Here is a 25,643-nt window from a genome sequence, read left to right as displayed (position 1 = left end):
TCTGCGCAAGCGGAATAGGCCGGAGCTAAGGCCGAAGCACCAGTTCCTGCATGGTGCCGAAGTTGTCGTAGCCGGAGGTGATGACCTGCTCGCCGGGATGCAAGCCGCTAAGCACCTCGTAGTAATCGGGATTCTGGCGGCCCAGGCGCACCTCGGCCCGGTAGGCCGCGCGGCCATCGGCCGTGAGCTTATACACCCAGTTGCCGCCGGTTTGCTGGTAGAAGCCGCCCTTGGCCAGCAGCACGGCCTGGGTTTCGTCGCCCAGGGTCAGGCGCACCTGCAGGGTCTGGCCGCGGCGGATGGCCTGGGGCACGGCGCCCACAAAGCTCATATCTACCTGAAACCGGCCGCCGGTAACCTGGGTGTAGACCTTGCGAATCTGGAGCGGGTAGCGGCGGCCGGCCACAGTGCACTCGCCCAGCAGGCCCGGCACGATGCGCGAAATGTAGTGCTCGTCGATGTCGGCCCGCACCTTGTAGCCGCTCACCGCGTCGAGCTGGCCCAGGCGCTGCCCTTGTTGATGCTCTGCCCAATTTCGGCGTCGAGCGAAGTCAGCTGCCCGTCGATAGGGGCCCGCACCACCAGGTCGCCTACTTTGCGGCGCATTAAATCCAGGGCGTTCTGCATGCGGGTGTAGGAGCGGGCGGCCTGGCCCTGCTCCTGCCGCGTGGCTGAGGAATCCTGACCCAGAATGTGGCGGCTCAGGCCCAGGCGGCGCTGCTGGTAGCGGTAGGCCTGTTCAGCCTGCTTGAACTCCTGCTGGGCAATGACTTTCTGCTCGTAGAGGTTTTTGTTGAGCCGATACACCCGCTCGGCCTCGTGGTAGGCGTTGTCGGCGTCGGCCAGCTGGTTGAGGCGGGCGTTGGTATTCTGCTGGGCCGCGTTGCGCGAAATCTGCATTTGAGTGAGCAGGTTGAGCACCGCCGTTTCCTGGTTGACCAGGCTCAGCTCCAAATCGGCATTGGAAAGGCGCAGCACCGGCTGGCCCTTTTTCATCAAGGCCCCGTCTTCCACAAACTTCTCCTCTACCCGCCCACCTTCCAGCGCATCAAGGAAAATACTGGTCTCGGGCAGTACCACCCCGCTCACGGGAATAAACTCCTGAAAGCTGCCGCGCCGCACCACGCTAATCGTCAGTCGGGTCGGGTCGACGGTGAGTTGACTGGGCCCGGCGCCGAAATAATACACTGCCCGGCCAGCAGTAGCGCCAGCAGGGTGCCGCCGAGCAAAAGCAGTTTGCGGGTTGTCCATTTCGGAGGGGTAATAGCGCGGTCCACGGCAGCAGAAGTTTTTTGGTGGGTGGCCGGAAAAAGTTTGGGCCACATCTGCTCAAGTGGCTGCCATCGGCGTGCCGAAACAGCAAATGCATTATTTTCAATACCTTATCCATTAGGCGTTTCCGCGCAGTGTTCGGTTTTGATACACTCCCTGTGCGGTACCGATACAGTCCTGCAGCGGCAGTCAGGCTTACCGGCCAACCGGCGGCTGGGCGGGCTTGGGCCCGGGCTGTTTTTGCCGCCAAAAATTACCGTGCTTTGCCAATAACCAGGCTTCGCCCCAGCCCCGACGGGGCTTTCCCCACGGCCAACTGCCTGACAACCTTCCTGCTGCCATGAACCTCCGCTCCTGCTCCGTGCTGGTCCTCGACGACGACCCCGACATTCTGACGGCGGTACGCCTGCTGCTGCGGCCCCAGGTGCGCGAGGTCGTGGTGGAGCGCCGCCCCGAGGCCCTGCCCACCCTGCTGGCTTCCCGCCGCTTTGACGTGATTCTGCTCGACATGAACTACCACAGCGCCGTGAACACCGGCAATGAGGGCTTTTTCTGGCTGCGCCGCATTCAGGAATTGGGCTCAAAGGCGGCCGTCATCATGATAACGGCCTATGGCGACATCGAGCTGGCCGTGCGCGCCCTCAAGGAAGGGGCTACTGACTTCGTGGTCAAGCCCTGGCACAACGATAAGCTGCTCACGACCATCACCGAGGCCCTGCGCCCGCCGGGTGAGGCCGTGGCTTCCCCAACACTGCCGCGGGCTCAACCCCAACGCTGCTGGGCACTTCGGCAGCCATGCAGCAGATCTTCCGCACCATCGAGAAAGTAGCCCCAACCGATGCCAACGTGCTGGTGCTGGGCGAAAATGGCACCGGTAAAGATCTGGTGGCCCAGGCCGTGCACCAGGCTTCCCGGCGGGCCTCGAAGCCTCTGGTAAAAGTCGATGCCGGAGCCCTGACCGAGTCGCTGTTCGAGAGTGAGCTGTTTGGCCACAAGAAAGGCGCCTTTACCGACGCCCGGGAGGACCGCGCCGGCCGCTTCGAAGCCGCGCACGGCGGCACGCTCTTCCTCGATGAAATCGGCAACCTGGGGCTAGGCCAGCAAGCCAAGCTGCTCACGGCCCTGCAGAATCGGCAAATCACTCGTCTGGGCTCCAATCAGCCCATTGCCGTCGACATTCGGTTGATCTGCGCCACCAACGTTCCTCTAGCCGAGCTGGCCGACGAGCGGCGCTTCCGCAAGGACTTGCTCTACCGCATCAATACCGTGGAGCTGCTGGTGCCCCCGCTACGCAGCCGCCCGGCTGATATTTCGGTGCTGGCCCGACACTACGCGGCTCAGTACGCGGCCAAGTACCAGCGGCCCGAGCCCACACTCAGCGCGGCGGCCCTGCGCAAGCTGGAGCAGTACGCCTTTCCCGGCAACGTGCGGGAGCTGCAGTACACCATCGAGCGGGCCGTCATCATGGCCGAAACGCCCGTGCTCCAACCCGAGGATCTGCTGTTCTCGCAGTTGGAATCTCCTTCCCAAGCCGCCGAGTCGCTCGACAATCTAACCCTGAGCACGGTGGAGCGCAACGCCATCCTGCATGTTATTGAAAAGCACGGCGGCAACATTACCCGGGCCGCGCAGGAATTAGGCATTACCCGAACGGCCCTCTACCGGCGCCTCAATAAGCATGCACTCTAGGGTTCTACTGCGCCTGGTTTCCACTGTGCTGGTCCTGTTTGGCGCCCTGTGCGCGGCGGCTTGGGCGCTGGTACAGGGCCACGGAGCCTGGGCGCTGCTGCCGCTGCCCGTGGTGCTCTGGGCCCTGCGCGACCTGTACCAGGGCCAGGTTGCGGTGCTCAACGAGCTTGAGGAATTCGCGGCGGCTATCCGCTACCGGGACTTTTCCGGGCAGTACCGCCGGCCGGGCAGGGCCGAGTTGGTAGCGCCCTTCGCCCATTTCCAGGCTATCAACGACGCGTTTCGGACCATTAGCAAGGAAAAGGAAACGCAGTACCAGCATTTGCAAAACGTGCTGGAGCTGATTCAAACTGGCATTTTGTCCTACGAGCCGGCTACCGGCGCCGTGTGGTGGCTCAACGGCGCACTCAAGGAACTGCTGCGCCTGCCCCAGCTGAAAAACATCCGGGGCCTAGCCCGCCGCTACCCTGAACTGGCGGCCCAGCTTACCGCACTGCGTCCCGGCCCGGCGCAGGTAACCACCGTGACGGTAGGCCCCGACGCAGTGCGGCTGCTGCTGGCAGCTAGCGTTTTTCAAGCCGAGGGCAAGCTCTACAAGCTCGTGGCGCTGCAGAACATCGGCGGGGCGCTGGATGAAACCGAGGCCGACGCCTGGCAGAAGCTGCTGCGTGTGCTCACCCACGAAATCATGAACTCGGTGGCTCCAATTGCCTCCCTGGCCGATACGCTTGAGCAACGCCTGCAAGCCACCGAGGCCGAGCTGCCCGACGCTGAGCTGCGCGAGGATCTGGAGTTGGGCATTGCTACCATCAAGCGCCGCAGCGACGGGCTCTTGCAGTTTGCCACCACTTACCGCAGCCTAAGCAAGATTGCCACGCCCAACCGCCAGCCCCTGCCGGTTTACGAGCTTTTCGAAGCCGTGCACCAGCTGCTGCAACCCAAGCTGCGGGCCGAAAATATCACCCTGGAAATCGTGCTGCCCGACCTGCAGCTTAGCATTTCAGCCGACCGGGTGCTGCTCGAGCAGGTGCTGATTAATCTGGTCCTGAACGCCATTGATGCCGTAGCGGGGCAGCCCAGCCCCTGCATTACGCTCTCCGCCACCACTACGGCCGGCTCCACTGTACTTAGTGTGAGTGATAATGGCTGGGGCATGAGTACCGAGGTAGTGGACAATATTTTTGTACCCTTCTTCACCACCAAAAAGAATGGCAGCGGCATTGGCCTGAGTTTGTGCCGGCAGATTATGCTCCTCCACCAAGGCAGCATCCAGGTACGCTCCACGCCGGAGGTCGGCACCGTGATTCTGCTGACCTTATAATCTTAGGCCTTAGGCCCTGCGTAGCTTCAGAATTAGCAATTCAATCATAAGAGTATAGGGGCAACGGTTTTGAATCTGAATTATTTCCAACCTAAACAGGCTTCTTCATAATCCCAAGATTTAGTAGCTGATCCGTTTTTTAGAAGCTGTTTGATTGGGCTGTAGTCTGTAGAAGCCGGAATGTCTAAGGCAAAAAGCTCAGAGTCATAATAACGATACGCATTAGCGCCAAGGCACTGCAGTGCGTTAATAGTATTTTCTATTAGATTTTTATCAAAAAACACGATTCGCACAACGCTATGTCCTGATTTTACAATGATGTCATCGAAGTAGTGCACACCATCTTCGTTCTCAACCGTGACAATGTCATGTAAAGCCAAATGTTTAGCAAAAAAAGGAATTGACACCAATTTATACCCTTCATCTACTTCAACAGTGTCTACCATCTCAACCTTATACTCTTTATCTATTTCTTCTAAATAAACCAACGCCACATTATGCATATGATAATTTGCTTGCTCGCTAATCACGCCTTGCTTTATTAAGGCAGACTATCCTCTTACAGGTTCTGTAATTCTAAATCAGTGTGGTAATGTCGCGCACGCCTACGGGCCGCTGCCGGGTGAAGCCTTCCCCGAACTCGACGCCGATGATGTGGCCAAACTCCCGGGCCCGGGCCTCCATGAACTGGCTGAAGACCGGCGTGGAAAGATAAGTTACCGGCTCCTGGCTGTTGGGGTCGAAAAACTGGGTTTTGTAAGCCTGAATAGAAGCCCACTTGCCAGGCCAAAACTCAGAAATGTCGACTACGAAGTCGGGGGCAATTTGCCGGTCCTGGATGTAGTGGTACACGGTGCGGGGGCGCCAGGGCTGCTGGGGCTGCCCGTCGGCATCCAGAGTTTCAATCATGCGTAGTCCGCTCAGAAAGCAGGCTTCCGAGGCTAGGCTGGCCCCGCGGCCGTGGTCGGGGTGCCGGTCGTGAATGGCATTGCAGAGCACCACGTCGGGCTGGTAGCGGCGCAAAGCGGCAATCAGGGGCAGCTGATGTTCCCGGTCGTTGCGGAAGAAACCATCGGGCAGGCCCAGGTTTTCGCGCACGCTCAGGCCTAGTATTCGGCTAGCGGCTTCGGCTTCAGCGGCCCGCGTGGCGGGCGTACCGCGGGTACCCAGTTCCCCACGGGTGAAGTCTACAATACCAATTTTCTTGCCCATAGCTGCCGCCGCCAGCAAGGTGCCGGCAGCCGACATTTCCACGTCATCAGGGTGGGCGCCAAAGGCCAGAATATCGAGTTTCATAGGGGAGCTGAACTTGGTAATTACTACAAAAAAGTCATCCTGAGTTCCGCCAAGGCCCTAGCCATACTAGCACAAGTCGTGGCTACGCTTGTCGAGCTGACGTGGTAAGGTCCTTGGCGGAGCTCAGGATGATAGGGACTTAAAAAGCATCTTTACTATTCGCTACTTAATCCGCAGTGTCTTGCCGGGGCGCAGCGTCTTGACATTGCCATTCAGGCGCCGTAGCTGGGCCTGCGACACGCCATACTTCTGAGCCACCTCCGACAGCGTATCACCACTCCGGATGCGGTGCGTGACCACGCGGCGGGCGGCGGAAGCAGCCGAGGCGCTGCGTTGCTTGGCGGCCGCTTTAGCCTTCAGGGCCTTGCTGTAGTAGTCGAACAGGGCCGAAGTAATCTGGAAGTTATCCTTGAGGAGCTTGTAGTCGGGGAAGTCGTACATGCGCTCCGGGTCGATGGGGTTGCCCTCGTAGCGCACTTCAAAGTGCAGGTGGGAGCCAGTACTGCGCCCGGTGCTGCCACCGCGCCCGATGAGCTGCCCGGCTTTGACGAAAGTTCCGGGTGCTACTAGAGCCTTGCTCAAATGGCCGTAGAGGGTTTCCACCCCGTTGTAATGCCGCACCAGCAGGTAGTTGCCGTAGCCGCCGCCGTCCCATTTCGAAATCCGCACCACCCCATCAAAAGCCGCCCGCACCGAGTCACCGGTGTTCAGGTCCAGATCTACGCCGTAGTGCCAGCGGTAGCCGCGAAACCCAAAGTCCGAGGTCAGGGGCGTGGTGCTCAGGGGCATTTTGGCAAAACGCTGCTTTTCTGGTTCGATGAGCCGTAGGTTTAGGGTATCCCGGATTCGGCGGCCATCCACCCGGTAAGGGTTGATGTTGCGCGTATCCCAGATAGCATAATAGCCGGCCACCTTAATCCAGGAGCTGTCGATCAGCACTTCCTCCGACATCTCCACGATCTGCTGCTCGCCCTCGTTGAGCGTAGTAGTGTCCTCACTCACGATGGAGAGCTTTTTGGCAGGATTGAAAAATATCGACTTGGCCTCGTCCGAGTTGTCGTCGGGCAGGTCCTTGGTTTCAATCAGAATAGTGGTATCGGGCCGTACATAGCGGATTTTGGGCGACTTGATGCGGAAGAAGTCTTTTCGCTTGCCCGCCGAGCCGGCCTTGGCCTTGGGCTCGGGTACTTTCCGGCGTTGAGCCAGCACCTGCTCCGGGACCGCCAATAGCAGCATCAAGAGCAGAAACGGCCCGAGCCAGTATTTCACAAATTTCAACAAGAGCAAAAAGTGAGATATGGTGAAATAGTGAAATGGTGAGGTGGTGAGATGGTGAGTTCTTCGTTCGGCTTGCGCGAAAGTGCGCCACTTGAACAACAACTCACTATTTCACCACTTCACCATTTCACCACTAATGAACTCCCAGCGCGGCCAAGTAGCGTTCGGCGTCGAGGGCAGCCATGCAGCCCGAGCCGGCGGCCGTCACGGCCTGCCGGTAGGTGTAGTCCTGCACGTCGCCGCAGGCAAACACACCGTCCACGTTGGTTTTGGCCGAACCGGGAATCGTTTTGAGGTAGCCCTGCTCGTCGTGGTGCAGGAAGGGCTGGAAAATCTTGGAGTTGGGCTCGTGGCCGATTGCTACGAAAAAGCCTTCAACGGCCAACTCGCGCGATTCGTGCGTGAGCAGGTTTTTTACCCGCACACCTTCCACGGCAAACTGCCCCAGGATTTCGTCGGTAGCCGTGTCAAACAACACCTCAATCTTGGGGTTGTCGAGTACGCGCTTCTGCATGATTTTCGAGGCGCGCATCTCCCCTTTCCGCACCAGCATGTACACCTTGTTGCAGAGGTTGGCCAGGTAGGTAGCTTCCTCAGCGGCCGTGTCGCCGGCGCCTACGATGGCCACATCCTTACCGCGGTAGAAAAACCCGTCGCACACGGCGCAGGCCGATACGCCCGAGCCGTTCAGCCGCGCCTCCGACTCCAGCCCCAGCCATTTGGCCGAAGCTCCGGTGGCAATAATCACGGCATCGGCCGTAATTTCCTTATTCTCGTCAATCGTCACCCGGTGCGGGTGGCCCGAAAAGTCCACGGCCGTAGCCAAGCCGTAGCGGATATCGGTGCCGAAGCGGGCGGCCTGCTTCTTAAGGTCCTCCATCATTTCCGGACCCATGATGCCGTCGGGGTAACCGGGGAAGTTTTCTACGTCGTTGGTAATCGTCAATTGGCCGCCGGGCTGCAAACCCTGGTACATAACAGGTGCCATATTGGCCCGGGCAGCATAAATAGCGGCCGTATAGCCCGCGGGCCCCGAACCGATAATCAGACACTTCACGTGTTCCGTGGTATTCTCCATGAGAGTAGGTATGGCAATTTGAACTGCAAAAGTAAGCTTCCCCCAGCTTTCAACCGCTGGGTGCCAACATTGGTTAACCCTAGCCGAAACTGAGCCATAACTTCGGCTATGCCGAAACGGCAGAGTGGTTAGAGCCAACCTATAGCGGGGCCGTAGAGTCACGCCAGGCAAGGACATGACCGTTTCAGGACCCGACTGGACTTTTCCGCTACCGAAGACTAACCCACAAAGAAAAACCCCAACGTTCTGCTGGGGTTTTTCTCGGTGGATAAGTAGAAAACTTATCCCAGGTAGGGCTTCAGGGCCTTGCTGCGCGAAGTGTGGCGCAGGCGGCGAATGGCTTTTTCCTTGATTTGACGAACCCGCTCACGGGTCAGGTTGAACTTCTCGCCGATTTCTTCCAGCGTAAGGGAATGCTCGCCGTTGAGGCCGAAATACAGCGTAATAACGTCGGCTTCGCGCTTGGTGAGCGTGCTCAGGGCGCGCTGCACTTCCTTGCGGAGCGAGTCGTTCATCAGGCCGGTGTCGGGCGACTCCTCGTCTTCGTTTTCCAGCACGTCCAGCAAACGGTTCTCTTCGCCTTGCACGAAGGGAGCATCTACCGACACGTGACGGCCCGAAATCTTGAGCGTATCCACTACTTCAGAAGTCGTAAGCTCCAGCACTTCGGCAATTTCTTCGGGCGAGGGCTCCCGCTCAAACTTCTGCTCCAGCTCGGAAAACGACTTGGAAATCTTATTCAGCGAACCTACGCGGTTCAGGGGCAGACGCACAATACGGGACTGCTCGGCCAAGGCCTGCAGAATCGACTGGCGAATCCACCATACGGCGTAAGAAATGAATTTAAAGCCCCGGGTCTCATCGAAACGCTTGGCGGCTTTAATCAAACCTAGGTTACCCTCGTTGATCAAATCGCCCAGCGACAAGCCCTGGTTCTGGTATTGTTTGGCCACCGACACCACGAAGCGAAGGTTGGCTTTCGTCAGCTTTTCCAGCGCTTGCTGGTCGCCTTCTCGTATGCGTTGCGCCAGCGTTACCTCCTCGTCGGGGGTTAGCAAATCCACCTTACCAATCTCCTGGAGGTATTTATCCAGCGACTGGCTTTCGCGGTTGGTGATTTGCTTGCTGATCTTTAGCTGTCTCATTGCGGGCGCGGAAGTAGAGTATTTCTGAAAATGTTAAACATCGTGTCCCTTTTACGGGTACCGGCTGATTGTGACCAACATGCCGGTACCCGCGAAAGTTCTACAGCAGGTAAATGGTTAGGCTTGCGCTTCGCCGTTGCTGCTGGCAGCACGCTCGGGCTTGGGCAGTAGCACCTTGCGCGAGAGACGGTATTTACCCGTTTTTTTGTCGATGTCCAACAGCTTCACGTCGATTTCCTGCCCTACCTCAAGCACGCCTTCCAGCGTGGCCAGCCGCTCGTGCGACACCTCGGAAATGTGCAACAGACCGTCTTTGCCCGGCATGATCTCCACGAAGGCGCCGTAGGGCTGAATGCTGCGCACCTTGCCTTTGTAGGTCTCGCCCACCTCGGGCGTCGCGGCAATGGCGCGGATGCGGCTGATAGCAGCTTCCATGTCTTCCTGGTTGGAAGCATAGATGCTCACATGGCCTTTCTCGTCCTTCTCCTCGATGATAACCGTGGCGTTGGTATCCTTCTGAATCTGCTGGATGACTTTGCCACCGGGTCCGATTACGGCACCGATGTATTCTTTGTCGATCAGCATCTTGTGCGAACGGGGCGTATGCGGCTTCAACTCGGCCGCGGGCTGGCTGATGGTCTTAGCCATTTCGCGCAGGATGTGCAGACGGCCTTCACGGGCCTGGTGCAAGGCAGCCGTCATGATTTCAGCGCTCAAGCCCTGGATTTTGATGTCCATCTGGCAAGCTACGATACCCTTCTCGGTGCCGGTTACTTTGAAGTCCATGTCACCGAGGTGGTCCTCATCGCCCAGGATGTCGGACAGCACAGCGTATTCGCCGGTTTCCTTGTCCTGCACAAGACCCATGGCAATGCCCGAAACGGCCGCGCGCACCGGAATACCAGCGTCCATCAAAGCCATCGAGCCGGCGCACACCGTAGCCATCGACGAGGAGCCGTTTGACTCCAGAATGTCCGACACGATGCGCACAGTGTAGGGGTTCTCGTCGTCCGAAGGCATCACCTTCTTCAACGAGCGCAGAGCCAGGTTGCCATGGCCGATTTCGCGGCGGCCAGGGCCACGGTTAGGCTTCACTTCACCGGTCGAGAAGGCCGGGAAGTTGTAATGCAGCATGAATTTGCTGTAGCCCGAGGTCATGGCCGTGTCGATGATTTGCTCATCGAGCTTGGTGCCGAGGGCTACCGTGGTCAGCGACTGGGTTTCGCCGCGGGTAAACAAAGCCGAGCCGTGAGCGCCGGGCAGGTAGTTTACTTCGCTCCAGATGGGGCGGATTTCCGTGAGCTGACGACCATCGAGGCGAGTGCGCTCTTTGATCATCATGTCGCGGATAGCCTTTTTCTCAGCAGAGGAATAGTAGCGGCCGAACATCTTCATATCCAGCTCGGGCTGCTCTTCCAGCAGTTTCTCGGTCAGCGACTTTTTGATGGCGCCGAAGCCTTCCTTACGGCCGGCTTTGCTGGTGTTACCCGATTTGGCTACTTGGTAGGCCTGCTCATACACCCCTTCCAGGATGCGCTTTTTCAGGTCGTCGTTTTCTTCGTACTTGGGGTACTCGCGCTTGGTGTGGGATTTCTCCACTTCAGCGGCCAGCTCCAGCTGCACGCGCACCTGTTCCTTGATGGCTTCGTGGGCAAAGGCAATGGCTTCCACCATTTCTTCCTCGCTCACTTCGTTCATCTCGCCTTCCACCATGGCAACCGAGTCGGCAGTAGCACCTACAATCAGGTCAATGTCGGCGCGGGCAATGTCGGCGGTCAGGGGGTTGATTTGCAGCTTGCCGTCGATACGGGCCACGCGAACCTCCGAGATGGGGCCAGCGAAAGGAATATCCGAAATCGAGAGGGCGGCCGAAGCGGCCAGGGCGGCCAGGGCATCGGGCTGCACGGTCTTATCGGCCGAAATCAGGGTAATCATCACTTGCACCTCGTAGTGATAGTCCTTAGGGAACATTGGGCGCAGGATGCGGTCAACGATGCGGCAGACCAGAATCTCGTAATCCGACAGGCGGCCTTCACGGCGCTGAAACGAACCCGGGATGTTGCCGGCGCCGCCGAACTTTTCTTGATAATCAACCGACAGGGCAGGAAATCCACGTCGCCGCGGGCGCTGGGCTGCGACACGACGGTAGCCAGCAGCATGGCGTCGCCGAGGCGCACGACTACGGCACCATCCGCGAATTTGGCCAGCTTGCCGGTTTCGATGGAAATCTGCCGACCATCGGGCAGGGTAACGCTCTTGGTAATAGCGGTGTAATTGGGCATCTTCTCAGTTTGCTTGAAAAAGCGACAGCGGGCGAGCAGCCTGGAAAAACCAGGGCCGGCGTTGGGCCTGGTTTTGCTCTGGGTATTCGGAATCGAAAGGGCAACAACCTACTGGCACCGATTCGTTACCAGTCAGGCCAAAAAAAGAGCAGGGAACCTTCGTAAAAAGGCTCCCTGCTCCAGGCGGGCGAGGTTACTTGCGGATACCCAGCTCTTTAATAATTGCGCGGTAGCGGTTGATTTCGCGGTGCTGCAGGTAGTCCAACAGACGGCGACGCTTACCAACGAGCTTCAACAGACCCAGGCGGGTCGAGAAGTCTTTCTTGTTCACCTTCAGGTGCTCAGTCAGGTGGTTGATGCGGTGCGAAAACAGGGCAATTTGCGATTCGGCCGAACCGGTGTCGGTTGCGGTCTTCGTCAGGCTATTCTTCGCGAAAATTTCCTGCTTTAATTCGGTAGTGAGTTTCATCGGCAGATAGGTTTCCCCGTCTTGGATTAAGTATGAAAGAAAAACACCCCGCACCTCGGGGTGGCCGCAAAGGTACTGGTTTTTGCGTGTTTTTGGTAATTAGTTTTTGGTTTTCGGCTTAGCCCGTCTTATTCCAGCCAAAAACCTGCACCCAATGACTAAAAACCGGCCTTATACTGCCTTCTTATAGCCGCGGAAGCGCAGCTTCATTTTGCGGAACAGGCGGCCTACAATATCGGTTTCGAGCAGGCCGGAGTCGCGGCGGGCCTGGTTGAGAAAGAACAAGCCGACGGGCAGCAGCAGCACAGTGGCCATCCATACCCCCGAGGCTACGGGCATCACGCCTTCCCGCGCATACTTCTCGCCGATGATAGACAGCACGTAGTAGACAATGAAGAAGACGATGGAAATCAGCACGGGCACGCCCAGGCCGCCTTTTTTGATGATGGCGCCGAGCGGAGCTCCAATCAGGAACATCAGCAGCACGGCCACCGACTGGGTGTACTTCTTGTAGATTTCAATGCGGAAGTTGCCGGCTTCCTTGGCCAGATTACTCATGTGCTCGGAAGTGCTGCCTACGTAGGTACGCAGGTTGCGCACCCGGTTTTCGGCCTGGTCCAGCAGGTTAGCATTGACCACGGGCAGTTTGGTGGTGGGTACCTGCCAGTGCTGAACCCGCTGCCGCAGGGTTTGCCCGGTAGTATCCAGGCGGACATATACGTAGTAAGGATTCAGCTGGCGCGGAAACATCTTCCGCTCAACCACCAGCTTGTTGTGCAGCGAATCGGTGAAGTGCTGCAGCTGGGGAATATTCTTCATCATCTTGTTTTCCGAGAACAGCTTCTTGTCCGTCAGATTCAGATTAAACGAAGACAGGGAAAACGTAATCAGGTTACGGTCGAAGCCCTGGCGGATAAAGCTGGCTCCTGCCCGGTCCCGGGAGTCGGGCTGCTCCACGTAGGTGCGGCCGTGAAAAAGCTCCAAGCTTAGGTAGCCGCCCCCAAAGCGGGTAAACATGCGGCCTGAATCGGCCAGGATAACGGTGGAGTTGCCGCGCCCGTTGGTGTGGTCGTAGATCATGACGCCCTTGAGCCGGTCGCCGTTCTCGCCTTCCTTCTTATTGACCTTGATGGTATAGCCCGGCAAGCCGTTGTAAAACACGCCTTCCTTGATGTCGAGGGCCAGTTTCTGCTGCCGCACGTCCCAAAGCAGGCTGAACGTTTCCAGGTTGGCGCTGGGCACAATGCGGTTGTTAAACCAGAAAGCCAGTCCGGCCAAGACCACGCTTAGAATCATTACGGGCCGCAGGATGCGTAGCAGGGAGATACCGGAGCTCTTGATAGCCGTCAGTTCGTGATGCTCGCCTAGGTTGCCGTAGGTCATCAGAGACGACAGGAGCACGGCCAGCGGCAGGGCCGTAGGAATGGTAATCACGCTGAACATCAGGATCAGCTTGGTAATTACCTGCCAGCCCAGGTCTTTCCCGATCAAGTCGTCCATGTACTTGAGCAGGGTAACCATGAGCAGGATGAACTGCACCACGGCAAAAGTGAGCAGGAAAGGGCCGGCAAAGGCCCGCAGAATTAGTTTATCGAGTTTTTTCATGACAGGCACTCTCCTGCCCGCCCACTCTGTGTGGGCGCCGCCGGGGAGCAAAAGACCAACGAAGATACGGGCCGTTTTGCTCTTGCTCCCCAAGTTTATTTTTCGGGCTCAGCCCCCAACCAGTTCACGCAGCTTCAGAATCAGGCTTTCCCACATCTCCTGCAACTCGATATCGTCGGTTTCCTCCGAGTAGTCCATCACGCGCAGGTACACTTCCTGGGTTAGTTGCGACTCTTCCAGACTAAAGTCCAGGTAGTTGGCATCCGGCGTGTGGCGCTTGTTGTGGTCGAGAAACACGTAGCGCACCGAGCGGTTGGTGCGGTGGGAGGTCATCTCGGCGAAATGCGACTGGTTGTCCCAGATAAAGTTGTACCGGTGGTCTTCGTCGATGCGCACATCCTGGCAAAACCACTGCGACAGGCCCGAGGCGGAAGCCAGGTACGGGTACAGAATCTTGGGTGAGGCGTTGACAGGTAGTTCGACCGTGAAACGGTGCTTGGAGCGGGTAGCGGAAAGCGGCATAAGCAAAACAAAATGGGAGAGAATGAGTGAAGCGCAAGTAGGTGACTTCAATGGGTTGAGCCAATATACACGGCTTTTTTTTCACACAATGCTTGCGTTGGTCGAAATCTTGTTATTACCTTTGCACCACCAAACAGGGCGGGGTAGCTCAGTTGGTTAGAGCACAGGATTCATAACCCTGAGGTCACGAGTTCAACTCTCGTCCCCGCTACACAGTGAAAACCGCCTAGGATTTCGATTCTAGGCGGTTTTTTTATGCCCACTGTTCGGGCCCCTATCAGCCTTTGCTTTTTTGCCCGAAACCTGCTTTCCGCTCTGGGAATCCCCTTTTCAAGCAGGAAATGTTTTTGCCATGCGCAAGCTCGTCGGCATACCAGCGCATGGCGAATAACTCAGCTCAACCATCTATTAATTAATTACTTAATAATCAGATACTGGACACATCTGCCGTAACCAAGGTTGCCCTCCGGAGTATGTAGGGCCAAGTTGCAGGTGGTAGCAAAAAGTAAGAAAAGCGTGACTAGCCTGCTCCTTGCCCCGGCTGCTCTGGCCATTCCTTGGCCGGACTGCAGCCAGACGACTGCTTTATCTACTAGGGCATAATTTTATGGCTAGCGAAACACACCCTCTAACTTCGGAGCCAAACGCTCCGGTTTCCTACTGGCTAACCCGCTTTGTCATTCTGCGCCTGCTGGGCCTGCTTTATGCCGTGGCATTTCTGGTGGCTATCAACCAGATTCGGCCCCTGCTGGGAGAAGACGGGCTGTTGCCGGTGGATAGTTACCTGCAGCAGGTAAGCCAGGTGCTAGGCGGGACAGGGAGCGGCTTTCGGCGGCTGCCGTCTGTATTCTGGTTTGGGCACTCCGACGCGGTGCTGCTCGGGGCGGCCTGGGTGGGGTTTGGGCTGTCCTGCCTCGTGGTAGCTGGCTTTGCCAACGGGCTGCTCATGGCGGTGCTCTGGGCGCTATATCTGTCTTTTGTGAACGTGGGTCAGGAATGGTACGGCTACGGTTGGGAGATACAGCTTACCGAAACCGGGTTCCTGGCCATCTTTCTGTGTCCGTTGCTCGACTGGCGCCCGTTTCCGCGCTACGCCCCGCCCCTGCCCATTCTTGTGCTGTTTCGCTGGCTGGTGGTGCGCGTAATGCTAGGAGCCGGCCTGATTAAAGTACGGGGCGACGAGGTATGGCGCAACAGCACGGCGTTGTACTACCACTTCGAAACCCAGCCGATTCCCGGCCCGCTAAGCCGGTGGTTTCACTTTTTGCCGCGCCCGATGCTACAAGCAGGCGTATGGTTCAACTGGTTGGCCGAACTGGCGGCGCCCCTATTTGCCTTCGGGCCCCGCCTGGCCCGGCACCTGGCCGGTGTGGTGATGGTAGTGTTTCAGTTCAGCATTATCATTAGCGGCAACCTCTCCTTTCTGAACTGGCTGACGATAGTCCCAGCGCTGGCTTGCTTCGATGACGGCTTCTGGGCCCGATTGCTGCCCCAGGCCCTGGTGCGACGGGCGCAGGCTGCCGCCGCGGTGGCCGAAGAGTCTCATCCTATGCGCACCACCGCCTGGGTGGTTACCGCCGTTATTACCCTACTCAGCATTCAGCCGGCGCTGAATATGGTGTCGCCCGGGCAGATTATGAACACTTCTTTCGACCCGCTAAACTTGGTCAATACCTATGGGGCCTTCGGCACGGTGGGAAAGGAACGGCTGAATGTAGTATTCGAAGGCACCCTGGATGAGAATCCCACCGACAGCGCCCACTGGCAGCCTTATCCCTACAAAGGCCTGCCCGTGGCCCTAGATCAGCAGCCGCCCCAGATAGCACCTTATCAGCTGCGGCTAGACTGGCAGATGTGGTTTGCTGCAATGGCTTCGCCTGAGCAATATCCCTGGACGCTTCATCTGGTGGCTAAGCTGCTGCGCAACGACCCGAATGCACTCAGTTTGTTCGCTGGTAACCCGTTTCCCACTCAGCCCCCGCGCTACGTGCGGGCAGTGCGCTACCGGTACCGGTTTGCCCCTCCCAGCAACGCGCAAGGGCTATGGTGGACCCGGGAGCGAGTTGACCTTTGGCTACCGCCATTGTCGGCCCAGGACCCCCGCCTGCTAAATTTCCTGCGCAGTGCAGGCTGGACTCATTAACCAAATTGTAGGCTAACGTAAAGCTATTTAGTACCAAGCCCCTACTGCACCCGCTCAAACTCCAGTACCCATACCCATTCATTACGGGACCAGGCAGAAGGATAAATAGCATCAATCAAAGTACGAAAGGCTTGACGAGCAGTGCCGCTTCGTATAGCAGCAAAGCCTTCGGCCAGTGCTTCGGCTTCGGTAATGCTTTGCAGCCGCTCGGCCCGGACGGCACTAATTTTAAGCACTATCTCGGGCGCTTCCAGCACGTGCAGCAAGTCGCCGGGCTGGCCGTGAGGGCACATGACCAGCTCTATGCCCCCGGAGGCAGTTGGCCCACAGAGCTGAAACTGAGCTACTGAGTTTTCCATAGCCAGGAACTGATAGTTGTCGGGCGCATGGTTCAGAGGTAAGCCGGATGCTAAGCGGCGGCGCGTAACGGTTTTTCGGTTGGCACGCAAGGCTTCCAGCATAACCGCGTTGAAGGAGATTGTTCGGGCAATGGAGGTGCACATGGACATGAGACTAATAGGGAGGAAGATACTGCACCCGGGGCGGACAAATAAAAAAGGCCCGTAGCGACACGCTACGAGCCTTGCTCAACTATCCGGGTGACTTAGCTAAAAACTGCCAGCAAGCCGCGGTTGGGGTTACCAGGGCCTTTATAACGCTTATAGTTGGGCCGGTGAATGTAGCGACCCGAATGAGTCTTGTCCTTGGGAGCACGCTTGAAAAGAGGCAAAGCCTCCACCGAAGCAGAAGATGCAGTGGCCGACGAGACAGGCAATAGTACGCCCGCCAAAAGCCAGAAAATAAGAAGTAGAGTTTTGTACATAATAAGTTTGTTTGCGGGTCAGATTATAAACAAATATATCTTTCAAGAACCAACATATCAATACTTTATAGCACATAATTGTATTATTTAAAGCTTTAATAAATTAAGTGCAATTTATAATTATATAAGTTTTTCGTGTTTAAATATACCTCTTGTTTTTCGCTGCTGATTTAGAGGTCAGAAAGAATGACTTCGCGCCGAAAGCTAGTTATTTCAGTAGTTGCTGCTTTCTTTATCCAACTTAAATTCCTTTCGTTTCCATGATTAGCTCCTATCCTTTAGCGGCCCCTATTCCGCAACTTTCCACTCCCCGTTTGTTGTTGCGGGAACACCGCTTCGCAGATCTTACTGCCTTTACCGCCATTTTTCAAAAGCCTGACTTTTATGCCTTCCTTGGGGCCAGGCCCTGCCCGAAGAAGATGTCTGGACCAAGGTGCTTCGGAATAATGGGCACTGGTCGCTGCTAGGCTTTGGCTATTGGGCCGTGGAGGAAGTAGCTACCGGCAGCTACATTGGGTCAGTAGGCTTCGCTGATTGGCGCCGGAACATGGAGCCTTCCCTCAAAGGAGAGCCGGAAATAGGTTGGGTGCTCGATCCGGCCATGCACGGTCGAGGCTATGCTACCGAAGCCGTGGCCGCCGCTCTTGCCTGGGGGCAGGAGCACTTCACCTGTTGCCGCACTGTATGCATCATTGACCCAGCTAACACGCCTTCGCTACGAGTGGCGGCCAAGCACGGCTACCATGCCGTTGCCGAAACAATTTATAAGGATAAGCCCATCATCGTACTGGCCCGCCCGCAGTAAGTGTTTAACTCCGACATTCTTTGAAGCAAACAAAAAGCCCTCAACCATTGCTGGTTGAGGGCTTTTGCTAAGTGCTTTATCTGGCGAGCCAGACTGGGTACTTATTTAATCTTGTCCACAATGCCTTTGAAAGCAGCGGGGTGGTTGAGGGCGAGGTCGGCCAGAACCTTGCGGTTCAACTCGATGCCAGCCTTCTTCAGGCCACCCATCAACTGCGAATACGACAGACCATGCTCGCGGGCGCCAGCGTTGATACGCTGAATCCAGAGGGCGCGGAACTCGCGCTTCTTGGTTTTCCGGTCACGGTACGCGTAGAGAAGACCTTTCTCAACGGCGTTCTTGGCTACGGTCCATACGTTCTTGCGACGGCCGAAATAGCCTTTCGCCAGACGCATTACTTTCTTACGGCGGTGGCGCGAGGCCACGTGGTTTACACTTCTTGGCATAACCTACTCTTTTTTGGCGGCCGGTGACTATACAAGTGAAGTCTTCGAGACCGGACGCCGGGTTGAAAATGGGGTGATTGGTTTTAAGCTTTTGTTTCTGGCTACCACCCGGTTAAAGGGTCATATCCAAAAACGAGTAACTAAAAACAAATCAAATAACCAGCATGTCCTTCACGCGGTTCATGTCCGCGGAGCTAACCAGGGTCACGTGCGTCAGATTACGCTTCTGCTTGGTCGACTTCTTGGTCAGGATGTGGCTTTTGAAGGCGTGCTTCCGCTTCACCTTGCCCGAGCCGGTGAGCGTGAAACGCTTCTTAGCACCGGATTTCGTCTTTACTTTCGGCATTGTGGTATGAATTGAGAAAAAGAAAAAGCGGATTGAGGCCAGAGCCTATTCCTGAGCTTCCTTGGGCTGGGGCGCTTCTTTGGGAGCAGGAGCTCCGTCTTTCGCGGCCGGAGCAGCAGGCTTGGGCTTTGCAACCGTGGGCGCTACTTTGGGAGCCAGGTACAGGAACATGCGCTTGCCTTCGAGCTTAGGCAGCTGCTCTACTTTGGCGAGTTCTTCCAAAGCCTGAGCAAACTTGAGCAGCAGGATTTCGCCACGCTCTTTAAACACAATGGAACGACCCACGAAGTGAACGTACGCCTTGATTTTGGCGCCTTCCTTCAGGAATTCCTGGGCGTGCTTGAGCTTGAATGCGAAGTCGTGGTCGTCGGTGTTGGGTCCGAAACGAATTTCCTTCAAAACTACTTTCGTAGCCTTGGCCTTCATTTCGCGGGTGCGCTTCTTCTGCTCGTACTTAAATTTCGAGTAGTCAATAACGCGACACACCGGGGGAACAGCCGTGGGCGAAATCTCGACCAGGTCGAGGTTTTGCTCCTGGGCCATCCGACGGGCCTGCTCAATTGAATAAATGCCTTGCTCGACGTTTTCGCCGACCAGGCGTACTTCCCGAGCCGTAATCTTCTGGTTGATTTTGAACGGCTCCTCGACCTGAGCGCGGGGGATGTAGCGGCGATTGGGGGTTGCTATGAGTTGGTCCTCCTTCTGAAAGGTGAGCTAATTAACTTTTGAGCTGGTTGAACCATACAATGCCTGAGCTTGGTGGGTTCAATCAGCGGGCGAATATCCGGCTTTTTTTCCAAACCCTCAAAAATGGCTATATAATTTACTGAATGAATGTAAGCGAAACAGGCTGAAGAAGAGATTACCGGCTGGTATGACCCAGGGCTGATGCGTTAACCAGTAGGCTGGTACAGCCACTATAAAAAAGCCCGGTCATCATGAAAGAAGACCGGGCTTTATTTAGCCAGAGGCTCAGACTGCCTTACTTAAATAAGGTATTCTAGGCCTTGCTGGAGTAGCAAAGTGTTGGCACCTTACACGGCAGTCATTTCGGCTACCTGCTCCTGGAAGCTGCGAATAAAGGAATCCAGGGGCACGCTGCCGATGTCGCCTTCGCCGTGCTTACGCACCGAGACGATACCGTTTTCCTGCTCCTTCTCCCCTACAATCAGCATGTAGGGCACCTTGGAGATTTCGGCATCCCGGATTTTGCGGCCAATTTTCTCGTCGCGGGCGTCCAGGGAGCCACGCAGATCAGCCTGTACCAGCTTGTCGTATACCTGCTGGGCGTAGTCCTGGTACTTCTCCGAAATCGGCAGGACGGCAAACTGCTCGGGCGAGAGCCACAGGGGGAAGTTGCCGGCACAGTGCTCGATAAGTACGGCCACGAAACGCTCCAGCGAGCCAAATGGCGCGCGGTGCAGCATCACGGGGCGCTGCCGGGAGTTGTCGGGGCTACGTACTCCAGCTCGAACCGCTCAGGCAGGTTGTAATCCACCTGAATGGTGCCGAGCTGCCACTTGCGGCCCAGGGCGTCGCGCACCATAAAGTCGAGCTTGGGACCGTAGAAGGCAGCTTCGCCCAGCTCGGTTACCGTAGGCAGACCTTTCTCGGCGGCGGCTTCCTGAATGGCGGTTTCGGCCAGGTGCCAGTTCTCGTCGGTGCCGATGTACTTAGCCTTGTTCTCGGGGTCGCGCAGGGAAATCTGCGCCGTATAGTCTTCGAAGCCCAGCGAACGGAACACGTAGAGCACCAGGTCGATAACCTTGATAAACTCTTCCTTTACTTGATCCGGCCGGCAGAAGATGTGGGCATCGTCCTGGGTAAAGCCGCGCACCCGCGTGAGACCGTGCAGCTCACCGCTTTGCTCGTAGCGATACACCGTGCCAAACTCGGCCAGGCGAATCGGCAGGTCGCGGTACGAGCGGGGCTTGGTCTTGTAAATCTCGCAGTGGTGGGGGCAGTTCATCGGCTTGAGGAAGAACTCCTCGCCGGGGTTGGGCGTCTTGATGGGCTGGAATGAGTCGGCACCATACTTCTCGTAGTGGCCACTGGTCACGTAGAGCTCCTTCGAGCCGATGTGGGGCGTCACCACGGGCAGGTAACCCGACTTGATCTGGGCCTTGCGCATGAACTGCTCGAGCCGCTCGCGCAGGGCAGTGCCTTTGGGCAGCCACAGCGGCAGGCCGGCACCAACTTTCTCGGAGAAGGCAAATAGCTCCAGCTCCTTGCCCAGCTTGCGGTGGTCCCGGCGCTTGGCTTCCTCCAGCTTCTCGAGGTACTCGGTGAGCTCCTTGGCTTTGGGGAAGGTGATGCCGTAGATGCGGGTAAGCTGCTTGTTCTTCTCGTCGCCGCGCCAGTAGGCACCGGCCACGTTGAGCAGCTTCACAGCCTTGATGGGCGAGGTGTCGGGAATGTGGGGGCCGCGGCAGAGGTCGGTGAAGTCACCCTGCTGGTAGAAGGTGATGCTGCCATCTTCGAGGCGCTCCAGCAAGTCGAGCTTGTAGGGGTCGTTCTTCTCGGTGAAGTAGGCAATGGCGTCGGCCTTGCTCACCTCGCGACGCTCGTAGCGGCTTTTGTTCTTGGCCAGCTCGAGCATCTTCTTCTCGATTTCGGGGAAGTTATCCGTCGAAATCGTGCGGCCTTCACCCAGGTCGATGTCGTAGTAGAAGCCGTTTTCGATGCTGGGGCCGATACCGAGCTTTACGCCGGGATACAGTGCCTCGAGGGCTTCGGCCAGCAAGTGAGCCGAGGAGTGCCAGAACGTGGACTTGCCGTCGGTGTCGTTCCAGGTCAGGATTTCGAGCTTGGCACTGTGGTCGATGGGGCGGTTCAGGTCGCGAACCTCCCCGTTTAGGCGGATGGCCAAGGCGTTGCGGGCCAGCCCTTCGCTGATGCTGGCGGCCACATCGTAGCCCGTTGCGCCGGCCTCAAACTGGCGGACCGAGCCGTCGGGAAGCGTGATGTCAATCATGAGTGGAAAATAAAGTAGCTATACAAACAGCGTTAGCCCGCAAGTTAGCAGCTTGAAATTACTTACACGGGGCGACTTCATACAGCAGCGCCTAAAGCCGGATTTCAAGGGCACTTGAGTTCTTTCTTATTCACAAAAGATGCTCAACTTCCCTTTCTCCGGCCTTGTGGCTGATTGCCAGTAGCCTCCGCATAAAAGTCTCCTGCTGGCGACAATGGCGGAGCTGGTTTCGGGGTAAAGATAAGACCCTATCTATCCGAACATATGGCTGCGCCTAATTTCTACCTGCGTGAGGTCCTAAAGCGGTTCCTCATTCTAGGGACAACTTCCGCTGTTTACCAGCTGGTGGTTGTGCGTTGCAGGCACAACCGGGCACCACTACCAGGGCCACAAAAAAGCCCCGACCATTTATTTGGCCGGGGCTTTATGCTTCTGTTACGGAGTATTATCGTTTGATCTGTATGCGCTGACTTTGTGCTTTACCCTGCAGAACATAGCGCAGCTGATAGAGTCCCGCGGGCAACGTACGAATATCCAAACTACCCGACCTTGAACGCGGCTTCAGGGTCATAGCGTGCCCTTGGTTATCGAGCAGCGTTACTTGTTCGGCTTCTGTGGGCAGGTTCAATTGATCAGCAGCTGGGTTCGGGTACACGACGGCCGCAGTCCGAGCCGAGCATCCACCAGTACCCGCCGGATAATACTTTGATCGTTGCGCCGAAATAGCGCAGCCATTGACGGCTTCAACACTTACCGTATAATCCGGGTGACAACTTCCATCCTGCGGAATAAGAATATCCAAGCTTCTGCTATGTACGTTACCATTGGCAAACGAGTCGTCGACCTGGTAACCATCCAGATACCAGTTGTAGGATGTAGCACCTGGAACCGCAGCAACGGACACGCGAATACGCCCAATGTGGGGGTCTAAATAGCCGCTAATCGAGCCAGGCGTAGCGGGAGCAGTGCTCAAACAGCCCAGATCGGTGAGTTGTACATCATCAACGGCAAAGTAATCCCCATTCCCTACGGAGTATAGAGAAGGATCCAGGCTTGCGAACTCCCGGGCAAAGCCGATAGTAATGCTCGAATTGGCCTTGGCCACAAATGTACCCGATACTAGAGTCCAGTTTAGATGGTCCGCAATCGGGGTTGACACGATGGTGGCATACGGCGCCGAGGTAAGCTGGTATTGATACGAAGGGGCAAGGGCTTGGTAAGACTGCGTGGATCCTTGAGAAACGTATAGGGCGAGCTTTTCGGCATATTGTCCGCCAGGACGACGAAGCGCGTAGAAACTCGCCTGGTAGGTATGACCTTCCTGAAGGGTGACGGGCTGCGTAATAAACTCATCATAGCTGTAGGAATAAGGCTCACGGACCAAAGCAACGCATCCATTTCCACTATGGGTTGAAAAAGGTCCATAGAAAGGGGTACCAAGTGGGTCTACCTGGGGAACTGCCGCAGGAGTTGCCAGATAATCCGGGGCGCCCTGTGGTGCCAGGCCCTGCCAGGAGGGCAGATCATTGTATCGGGAGTAACTTGCCCCTGAACATTGTTGACTCCTTGGGGCGGATTATTCCGGCTTTCAAAGTTGCCATTTGTTACCTGCCCTACTGCGGGTTGTACCAGGCCCAACCCTAGCAGGAATGAGGCAAGGCAATGCGTAAAAATCTGTTTCATGGCTGATTAGAATAAAGGTGAATACAGCGCAAGAATACAGGCTCACCAGGGGGTTGAACAAGGACAAAAGACCACCATATGTGACAGACTGGGTTAATATGCCTCGGCGGACTTAAAAACTGATTCAGGTGAATACCGTTGCCATGGCGGCCAGACAGCGCCGCAGTGGTAGGCACTTGCCTGTAAACTGTGGCGTTGACTAAAAGCAAAAGAAGTTGCCCTTTACGCCTTTTCACAGGGCACCGTAGAGCGCAAAGTTTAGTGCGATTTGCGGAGGCCCTGTCGGGCGAGGATTACTGCTCACCTAAGGCCAGTAGGCGGCCTGCTAAGCCACTCATTGCCCCATTAGGCGCAGAGCATTGAAGCAGAAAAGTAGAATGAGGCTATGCAGCCGGTTTACTCCGTTATGGTCGGCTTGAAGCGCTGAACTAGGGGCGCAATCGGCTCGACGGGCCGGCGGCGGTAAAGGGAATCAGCGCGGAGCTGTCGGGCTTTTTCACCAGCTTTCCAGACTTTAAAGGTCCAGTGACGGTTGCCGGGGTTTTCTACTACCAACTGTCGGTATTGCGCCAGGGCGTCGGCGGTGCGGCCCACGCTTTCAAAGCTTTCAGCCAGCATCTGCCGAGCGTCGGGCAGGCGGGGTGCCCGGCGCACGGCTCGTTGCAGGTGAGGAATGGCCGTGGCATAGCGGCGCAGCTTGAAGGCAGCAAGGGCTAGGCGGTAGTCGGCGCGGTAGAGCGTGGTATCGAGCTGAATGGCACGGGCGTAGCAGCGCAGGGCGCTGTCGGGCTGGTTTTGCAGCTCAAACTGCCGGCCGTGGTCGTACCACAACAAACCATACGTAGGGGCCAGCTTCAGTCCGCGCCGGGTATACACCACAGCCTCTGTAGGAAGGCGGTAGGCATTCGACAAGAAAGCCAACTGGTGCAGGGTTTCGGGCTGGCGCGGGTCACGGGCAGTGCTGGCGCGCAGATACTGCAGAGCCTGCACGGTATCGGTCAGGGCCAGGTAAGCCACGCCTTTGTAAAACAGGGCCCCAGCGTGGTCGGGTTCCTGCTGCAGGGTACGGTCAAGCTGGTCGATGGCGTCCTGGTAATGGCGGGAAGCCAGCTGGGTTTCGCCCACGAGCAGATTGAGCTCGGGTGAGGAAAAGCCGCGGCGGGAAGCTTCCTGGGCGGCGGCCAGGGTTGCGGTCAGGCGATTCTGGGCGCGCAGGGCCCGGGCTTTGGTAAAATAGAACTCGCCGTCGTCGTCGTCGAGGTCAATGGCCCGATTGATATCCTCCAGCGCGGCCGTTACCTGACCTGCATCAAGCCGGAAAGCAGCCCGGCGGGCATAGAGCGAAGCCTTGCGGGGCTGGCGGGCAATGGCTCCTTCCAGCTCCTGAGCCTGAACCTGGGGGCCACTTTGGACGGTAGCCAGGTTCACCATGGTTTCAGAACGGCTAGCCGGGGCACTTTCGCAGGCGCTCAGCAGCATCGCGCTGGAAGCTACTCCCAGAAAGAGACGAAGGAAACGCACGGCAGGCAAGGAAAAATACGGCACTGGGGCAAAGATACTCGGTAGCGGCTTGTGGCCGGCGGCTACAGCGTCTTTTTGACCTTTTGGTGGAGCTGCTTGAGCATTTTGCGGTTGAGCTGGATGAGCATAGCCCGGCAGCGGCGACTTATTTCCAGCTCTTCACTAGTAACGGGCACAATCTGGGCGGCCTCCTGCAGCACGTTGCTGGCCCGGGTGCGCTGCCCGCGGTTGAGATGCACGCGGGCCAGATCGTAGCAGAACTGAATCTTCTTGGGCTCCAGCTCGTGGGCTTTTACCAGGGCCTCAATAGCCTGGGGCGTGCTGGCGCTGCCGGGCATACCGCCCAGAAAAAACTGACTGTAGGCGCGCTCCAACGGGTTGTAGTGGTCGACGCGGTAGTGCCAGCGGCCCAGCAGCTGCCAGGCATCGGCCCACTTGGGCGCTTGTTCCACAGCTTTGAATACGTAGGGCTTCATTTCCTTATAAGCCACCAGCCGGCCGCGGGCACTGAGCAGTGTAGCCTGGTTGACTAAAGCCAGGGCCTCGGCGTAGTTAGACTCCGCTCCTTCCGGCTTCACCACCAGCGAGCGGGTAGAATACAGCCGGGCCGCGGAAAAATAGGCGGCTTTCCGGGTTTCATCGGTGTAGCGGTTGCCGATGTGCACGCTCAGCACGGCCGCCTGCCAAAGCGCCTCGTAGTTGCCGGGCGCCTGCTTGAGCACCTGCTCGTACTTAGCCAGGGCTTCCGACTCCTTGTACTGCTTCTGCAACTCCTTGCCCTCGGCCAGCAGCCGACTGATATCAGTAGCGCTAGGCTGACTATAAGCCCTGCTCCCGCTCGAGAGCACCATTCCGGCCGCCAGGAGCAGGATCAGCAACGACTTGGTAGCACAGCAAACCGGGTGAGCGGGCATTGAAAAAGAGGAAACGAGCAACGGCAGCCCG

Annotated in this window: 21 protein-coding genes, 1 tRNA gene and 3 pseudogenes; 6 read left to right on the top strand and 19 right to left on the bottom strand. The window is 57.1% G+C overall.

The features are described 5' to 3' along the window. Window positions 1-25: 25 nt before the first annotated feature. Together MUN79_RS19400 and MUN79_RS19395 are read right to left on the bottom strand one after the other, a co-directional pair. Entirely contained in the window at window positions 26-487 is a 462-nt protein-coding gene (locus MUN79_RS19400) for an efflux RND transporter periplasmic adaptor subunit (RefSeq protein ID WP_244674246.1), read from the bottom strand. Then, window positions 484-1,251, bottom strand: a complete 768-nt coding sequence (locus MUN79_RS19395) for an HlyD family secretion protein (RefSeq protein ID WP_244674245.1) — start codon at window positions 1,249-1,251, stop codon at window positions 484-486. Before MUN79_RS19395 ends, MUN79_RS19400 begins: the two co-directional genes overlap by 4 nt. 361 nt (window positions 1,252-1,612) lie before the next feature. Here MUN79_RS19395 and MUN79_RS31250 point away from each other — a divergent pair, with 361 nt between their 5' ends. From MUN79_RS31250 to MUN79_RS19385, 3 genes are read left to right on the top strand one after another with little or no spacing between them, the layout of a single operon-like run. Then, window positions 1,613-2,101 (top strand): response regulator, encoded by a 489-nt coding sequence (locus tag MUN79_RS31250; protein WP_311136527.1) that lies wholly within the window; start codon window positions 1,613-1,615, stop codon window positions 2,099-2,101. Next, complete coding sequence (locus tag MUN79_RS19390) at window positions 2,068-2,961, top strand: sigma-54 interaction domain-containing protein (RefSeq protein ID WP_311136526.1); 894 nt, start codon at window positions 2,068-2,070, stop codon at window positions 2,959-2,961. The genes MUN79_RS31250 and MUN79_RS19390 overlap by 34 nt, the downstream gene beginning before the upstream one ends. Then, window positions 2,951-4,282 (top strand): sensor histidine kinase, encoded by a 1,332-nt coding sequence (locus MUN79_RS19385; RefSeq protein ID WP_244674244.1) that lies wholly within the window; start codon window positions 2,951-2,953, stop codon window positions 4,280-4,282. Before MUN79_RS19390 ends, MUN79_RS19385 begins: the two co-directional genes overlap by 11 nt. Before the next feature lie 80 nt (window positions 4,283-4,362). Here the strand turns inward: MUN79_RS19385 and MUN79_RS19380 are convergent, their stop codons facing one another. The 9 genes and pseudogenes from MUN79_RS19380 to MUN79_RS19340 all read right to left on the bottom strand — a co-directional run bounded on the left by MUN79_RS19380 (window position 4,363) and on the right by MUN79_RS19340 (window position 13,957). Beyond that, window positions 4,363-4,812 (bottom strand): DUF4265 domain-containing protein, encoded by a 450-nt coding sequence (locus MUN79_RS19380; protein ID WP_244674243.1) that lies wholly within the window; start codon window positions 4,810-4,812, stop codon window positions 4,363-4,365. Between the two features lie 46 nt (window positions 4,813-4,858). After that, window positions 4,859-5,578, bottom strand: a complete 720-nt coding sequence (bshB1, locus tag MUN79_RS19375; protein ID WP_244674242.1) for a bacillithiol biosynthesis deacetylase BshB1 — start codon at window positions 5,576-5,578, stop codon at window positions 4,859-4,861. Between the two features lie 162 nt (window positions 5,579-5,740). Further along, window positions 5,741-6,847 (bottom strand): M23 family metallopeptidase, encoded by a 1,107-nt coding sequence (locus MUN79_RS19370; protein ID WP_244674241.1) that lies wholly within the window; start codon window positions 6,845-6,847, stop codon window positions 5,741-5,743. Window positions 6,848-6,989: 142 nt separating this feature from the next. After that, on the bottom strand, window positions 6,990-7,934 hold the full coding sequence (trxB, locus tag MUN79_RS19365) for a thioredoxin-disulfide reductase (protein WP_244674240.1): 945 nt from the start codon (window positions 7,932-7,934) through the stop codon (window positions 6,990-6,992). Between the two features lie 281 nt (window positions 7,935-8,215). Next, window positions 8,216-9,079: a sigma-70 family RNA polymerase sigma factor gene (locus tag MUN79_RS19360; protein ID WP_073111364.1), complete on the bottom strand. Its 864-nt coding sequence runs from the start codon at window positions 9,077-9,079 to the stop codon at window positions 8,216-8,218. Window positions 9,080-9,196: 117 nt separating this feature from the next. Continuing rightward, window positions 9,197-11,361, bottom strand: a pseudogene (gene pnp, locus MUN79_RS19355) (polyribonucleotide nucleotidyltransferase). A 193-nt stretch (window positions 11,362-11,554) separates the two neighbouring features. Continuing rightward, window positions 11,555-11,830, bottom strand: a complete 276-nt coding sequence (gene rpsO / locus MUN79_RS19350; protein ID WP_226177922.1) for a 30S ribosomal protein S15 — start codon at window positions 11,828-11,830, stop codon at window positions 11,555-11,557. A gap of 171 nt (window positions 11,831-12,001) precedes the next feature. Beyond that, window positions 12,002-13,435, bottom strand: coding sequence for an LptF/LptG family permease (locus tag MUN79_RS19345; RefSeq protein WP_244674239.1), 1,434 nt, complete (start codon window positions 13,433-13,435; stop codon window positions 12,002-12,004). Window positions 13,436-13,543: 108 nt separating this feature from the next. After that, window positions 13,544-13,957, bottom strand: a complete 414-nt coding sequence (locus tag MUN79_RS19340; protein ID WP_244674238.1) for an START-like domain-containing protein — start codon at window positions 13,955-13,957, stop codon at window positions 13,544-13,546. Window positions 13,958-14,094: 137 nt separating this feature from the next. On the opposite strand from MUN79_RS19340, the gene MUN79_RS19335 reads away from it, so the two are divergent. Together MUN79_RS19335 and MUN79_RS19330 are read left to right on the top strand one after the other, a co-directional pair. After that, window positions 14,095-14,168, top strand: a tRNA-Met gene (locus tag MUN79_RS19335). A gap of 396 nt (window positions 14,169-14,564) precedes the next feature. Then, window positions 14,565-16,100 carry a lipase maturation factor family protein gene (locus MUN79_RS19330; RefSeq protein ID WP_244674237.1) on the top strand — a complete coding sequence of 512 codons (1,536 nt, stop codon included), beginning with the start codon at window positions 14,565-14,567 and terminating at the stop codon, window positions 16,098-16,100. A gap of 41 nt (window positions 16,101-16,141) precedes the next feature. Here the strand turns inward: MUN79_RS19330 and MUN79_RS19325 are convergent, their stop codons facing one another. Beyond that, complete coding sequence (locus MUN79_RS19325; protein WP_244674236.1) at window positions 16,142-16,603, bottom strand: ASCH domain-containing protein; 462 nt, start codon at window positions 16,601-16,603, stop codon at window positions 16,142-16,144. Window positions 16,604-17,329: 726 nt separating this feature from the next. Between MUN79_RS19325 and MUN79_RS19320 the strand changes: the two genes are divergently transcribed. Continuing rightward, window positions 17,330-17,728 (top strand): GNAT family N-acetyltransferase, encoded by a 399-nt coding sequence (locus MUN79_RS19320; protein WP_375378262.1) that lies wholly within the window; start codon window positions 17,330-17,332, stop codon window positions 17,726-17,728. A gap of 101 nt (window positions 17,729-17,829) precedes the next feature. Here the strand turns inward: MUN79_RS19320 and rplT are convergent, their stop codons facing one another. The 7 genes and pseudogenes from rplT to MUN79_RS19285 form a co-directional block, all read right to left on the bottom strand. Next, complete coding sequence (rplT, locus tag MUN79_RS19315; protein ID WP_100336011.1) at window positions 17,830-18,174, bottom strand: 50S ribosomal protein L20; 345 nt, start codon at window positions 18,172-18,174, stop codon at window positions 17,830-17,832. 151 nt (window positions 18,175-18,325) lie between these two features. Continuing rightward, a complete protein-coding gene (gene rpmI / locus MUN79_RS19310) occupies window positions 18,326-18,520 on the bottom strand; it encodes a 50S ribosomal protein L35 (protein ID WP_100336010.1) in 195 nt (64 codons plus the stop codon). A gap of 141 nt (window positions 18,521-18,661) precedes the next feature. Continuing rightward, a pseudogene (gene infC, locus MUN79_RS19305) lies at window positions 18,662-19,207 on the bottom strand (translation initiation factor IF-3); the annotation flags it as partial. A 347-nt stretch (window positions 19,208-19,554) separates the two neighbouring features. Beyond that, window positions 19,555-21,494: pseudogene (thrS, locus tag MUN79_RS19300) on the bottom strand (threonine--tRNA ligase). A gap of 445 nt (window positions 21,495-21,939) precedes the next feature. Next, complete coding sequence (locus tag MUN79_RS19295) at window positions 21,940-22,878, bottom strand: T9SS type A sorting domain-containing protein (RefSeq protein WP_244674234.1); 939 nt, start codon at window positions 22,876-22,878, stop codon at window positions 21,940-21,942. 695 nt (window positions 22,879-23,573) lie between these two features. Continuing rightward, window positions 23,574-24,698 carry a tetratricopeptide repeat protein gene (locus MUN79_RS19290; RefSeq protein WP_244674233.1) on the bottom strand — a complete coding sequence of 375 codons (1,125 nt, stop codon included), beginning with the start codon at window positions 24,696-24,698 and terminating at the stop codon, window positions 23,574-23,576. Between the two features lie 62 nt (window positions 24,699-24,760). Next, a complete protein-coding gene (locus tag MUN79_RS19285) occupies window positions 24,761-25,612 on the bottom strand; it encodes a tetratricopeptide repeat protein (RefSeq protein ID WP_244674232.1) in 852 nt (283 codons plus the stop codon). Between the last annotated feature and the right edge of the window lie 31 nt (window positions 25,613-25,643).

Source organism: Hymenobacter cellulosilyticus (genome assembly GCF_022919215.1).
Classification (GTDB): Bacteria; Bacteroidota; Bacteroidia; order Cytophagales; family Hymenobacteraceae; genus Hymenobacter; species Hymenobacter cellulosilyticus.
This window is presented reverse-complemented; position numbering and strand designations above follow the sequence as displayed.